The organism is Streptomyces calidiresistens, assembly GCF_014141525.1.
GTDB classification, from domain to species: domain Bacteria; phylum Actinomycetota; class Actinomycetes; order Streptomycetales; family Streptomycetaceae; genus Streptomyces; species Streptomyces calidiresistens.
This window is the reverse complement of sequence record NZ_VKHS01000668.1, coordinates 1-3,053: the sequence shown is the minus strand read 5'-3', so window position 1 is coordinate 3,053 and position 3,053 is coordinate 1. Positions and strand designations below refer to the sequence as shown.

The following is a 3,053-nucleotide window of genomic DNA, read 5'->3' as shown; positions in this document are numbered from 1 at the left end:
CCCCACTGCCGCCCCTTCCGCGCCCCGACCTGCCCTGCGGGGACTGCGGGATCCATACCCCCGACACCCGGTGCCCCCTGTGCTCCGAGATCCGCCGGGCCGAGGCGGCGATCACCGCGGCGGTCGATGCGGCGCTGGCCCTCGCCGACACCGACGACCCCCGGGTCCTGGCGGTCGCGCGCACCGCCGTGGAGGCCCGGATGCGCGCAGACCTCCTGGCGCAACGACCCGACCCCCGCCACGCCACGGCACTGACCATGGCGCTGGCCATGCGGCTGGCGGCCGAGACACGGGCCCAGCAGGCCCGCGCCGAGGCCCTGGAGGCACTGGCGCAGTCCCCCCGGGCCGCCGCCGAGGCCCGCCAGGCGGCCGCCACCGCGCTGCGCTTCCCCACTTCGGGCGGGGGCCTGACCGCGGCCCGCGCGGAGGCCCGCAGAGCAGCCGCAGAGGCCCGCCTCGCCTGGGCCCGTGACGAGCTGGCCCACCGGATGAGCCACAGACGGGAGCGGCCCGTCGCATGACCGAGCGCACCCCAAATCCGAGGAAAGCGAACGCATGTACGAATACGCTGCGTCCGTTTCGATCACGAGGAGATCGACATGCCCATCCCTCACGACGCAACCCCGTGCTCCTCCTGCGACCGCCTCGTGCTGTGGACCACCACCGAGGCTGGCCGCCTCCTGGCGGTTGCTCCGCGACGAAGGGGCGTCGCTCGCACACCTGGCAGCGTTCGGCCGTTCCCGGCGCCCACTCGCGCCACAAGCGGCCGCTCTCGCACGCCAGGACCCCACAGCCCCACCGGGGCAGGCCGGCGCTCAACAGCCACCCGGCCGGACGGGTGATGGGGCCGGCGGCCGTGCGGCGCGTGGCCAGCCGCGCGCTCAGCCGGGCGGGGGTGGCGTACTCGGCGAGCTGGGTCAGCACGGCCCGGGTGATGCGACGGACCTCCCAGTCGGTCAACTGCGGCAGGAGATCCGCCACGGGGGCGAGGACGCGGAGGACCACCGGCGGGAACGCCGCCCCGGACACGGAACCGGGATGGGGATGTTCGTCCTTGTCCACAGCTCGGCCGCCAACCACCTGAGGACGCCTACGGCGGATCCCCCCATCCACCTGCGCCGTTTTCTCCAGTGGGTCAGTTCTGTGGTCTTCCTTGATCGCGAGGGATCCGTCAGCAGGTGCCGAACCCGATCCGTCACTAGTTGCCGAACTGGCGCCGGGTCCGGGAGTGGGGTCGGGGGAGTTTTCCCCGGGCAGACGGTGCACCTGGTAGATGTGGCGGCCGCGGTCTCCGGCACGGCGATGAACGGTGATCCATCCCGTGCTCTCCAGGTCGTCGACGTAGGTCCCGGCGGTGCGTGTGGAGACGTTCAGCAGGCGGGCGAGCTCGTGCTCGGCCACCGGCATGCGGCGGTCGCCGGCGTACGCCAGTGCGGCGTACAGCCGCACCAGGTGCAGGGGGAGGGTGTCCACCGCGGCGACGGAGACCCAGACATAGGGGTCCCCCGGGGCAGGGCGGCGAACGTGCCGTTCGGCGGTGGTGCCCCGGCCCCCGGGCAGGGTTTGGCGGGTGGTGTGCAGCCAGGGCGGGGGGCCGTCGGGGTCCGGGCGGCGCAGCTGGGTGATCGCCCGTTCGACACCGGAGACGGACGTACCGATCATCTCGGCCAGCACCGCCACGCCGGCCGTGCAGCCCTCCGGTCGCTGCGCCAGAGCGGCGATCTTGATGTAGAGCCCCACCGCGGTCTTGGAGTAGTGCGGGGAGGCGACGAGGTGCCAGGGCACGCGGACGCGCTGACGGCGCAGTCGGCCGGTGGCCGCTGCTCCGATGCGGGTGGCGTGCAACGAGGTCTCCGAGAGGGCGGGAAGTGTCAGGGGGCGACGGTGTAGAGCGCGCCGCAGGGACCGCGGCGCGGCCCGGGGCCGGTGTGGCGGTGCAGCTGTCCGCACCTCGGGCACATGGCGGTGTATTCCGTGCGTCCGGACGTGGCCACGGGAGTGGCTGCGGCCGACGGTGGCCGGCCGTACCGCGTGGTGAGCTCGGACGGCGGTAAGGGCCCGGGCTCCCCGGGAGGTCCGGTCTCGTCGAAAGCGAGTTGTTCGCTCACCGCTCAGCCTTCAACCGGGCGGGCAGCAGATCGGTGAGGATGACGGCCTGGGCCAGAGCACCGATGTCGACGCACCGCCGGGCCTGGCGGGCCAGGGCACTCGGCCGTTGTTCTCCGGGCAGATGTCCCAGGCCCGGGTCGTGGGCCACGGCCCACAGGCGCACGGCCGGCGCCATGGGGTCCGAGGGGTCGAGGCGATCGGTGCCCAGCGCCTCACGGACCGCGCCGCCGATGGTCTGCGAGAAGTCGGGGGTGGGGATTGCGGTGGGGAGTCCGTCCGTGGTTCGCAGAAGCGCGACGAGCGCCAGCGCAACGCGGGCGTAGGAGTCGGCCGACTCCCACCACGCCTGGGCGAATTCATCGCACAGGCGTTCGATGTGGGCGTGGATGTGGGCGACGGCTGCGGCCGGCGGCGGGTAGCGCCCCTCCACCAGCCGGGCGCGCAACTCCGGGGCCAGACGTCGTTGACGGTGGGTGTGCTCCATCGCCATGACCGCCGCGAGGGCCGCGGCGTACTCCTCACAGACCGTGTGACGCTCCGCCAGGTCCGTGCGGATCCTCTCTGCCCGCTCGGGCAGGTCGTCCGTCGTCTCATCCGTCATCGGTGGGTCCTTGTCGTGGTCGTGAGAGGGAACAGGAGCGGCACGCGGCCCGGTGTTCGGCGGCGGCCGCGAGCACGGAGGAGACGCAGTCGACTCCGACCCGGGTCACGGTCCGTCCGCATCGGGTCCGATAGGTGGCCCGCCTGCGCGCCAGTTCGACGCGCAGGCCGGGCAGTTGCGCGGGGGGCCAGGAGGTCACGGGCGTTCGGACATCACGGGCTCAGAACCGGTCTGCGCGCGGGGACGAAAGCGCGCGCGCCACCGCGCCCACCACCGTTCGCGGCCTTCCGCCGGAGCCGGAGGAGGCAGCGGCGAGCGCGCGAGTGCCGGGGCGGGCGGGGGT

2 protein-coding genes and 1 pseudogene are annotated in these 3,053 nt (G+C 73.7%); 1 reads left to right on the top strand and 2 read right to left on the bottom strand.

All coding sequences use genetic code 11. The features are described from left to right. Nucleotides 1-521, top strand: a pseudogene (locus FOE67_RS21240) (hypothetical protein); the annotation flags it as partial. A gap of 1,583 nt (nucleotides 522-2,104) precedes the next feature. Here the strand turns inward: FOE67_RS21240 and FOE67_RS21235 are convergent. Both FOE67_RS21235 and FOE67_RS21230 read right to left on the bottom strand, forming a co-directional pair. Continuing rightward, the gene (locus FOE67_RS21235; RefSeq protein ID WP_182666440.1) at nucleotides 2,105-2,710 is read right to left on the bottom strand and encodes a hypothetical protein; all 606 of its coding nucleotides are present in this window, start codon (nucleotides 2,708-2,710) and stop codon (nucleotides 2,105-2,107) included. Further along, nucleotides 2,700-2,909: a hypothetical protein gene (locus tag FOE67_RS21230; protein WP_182666439.1), complete on the bottom strand. Its 210-nt coding sequence runs from the start codon at nucleotides 2,907-2,909 to the stop codon at nucleotides 2,700-2,702. Before FOE67_RS21230 ends, FOE67_RS21235 begins: the two co-directional genes overlap by 11 nt. Nucleotides 2,910-3,053: the final 144 nt, after the last annotated feature.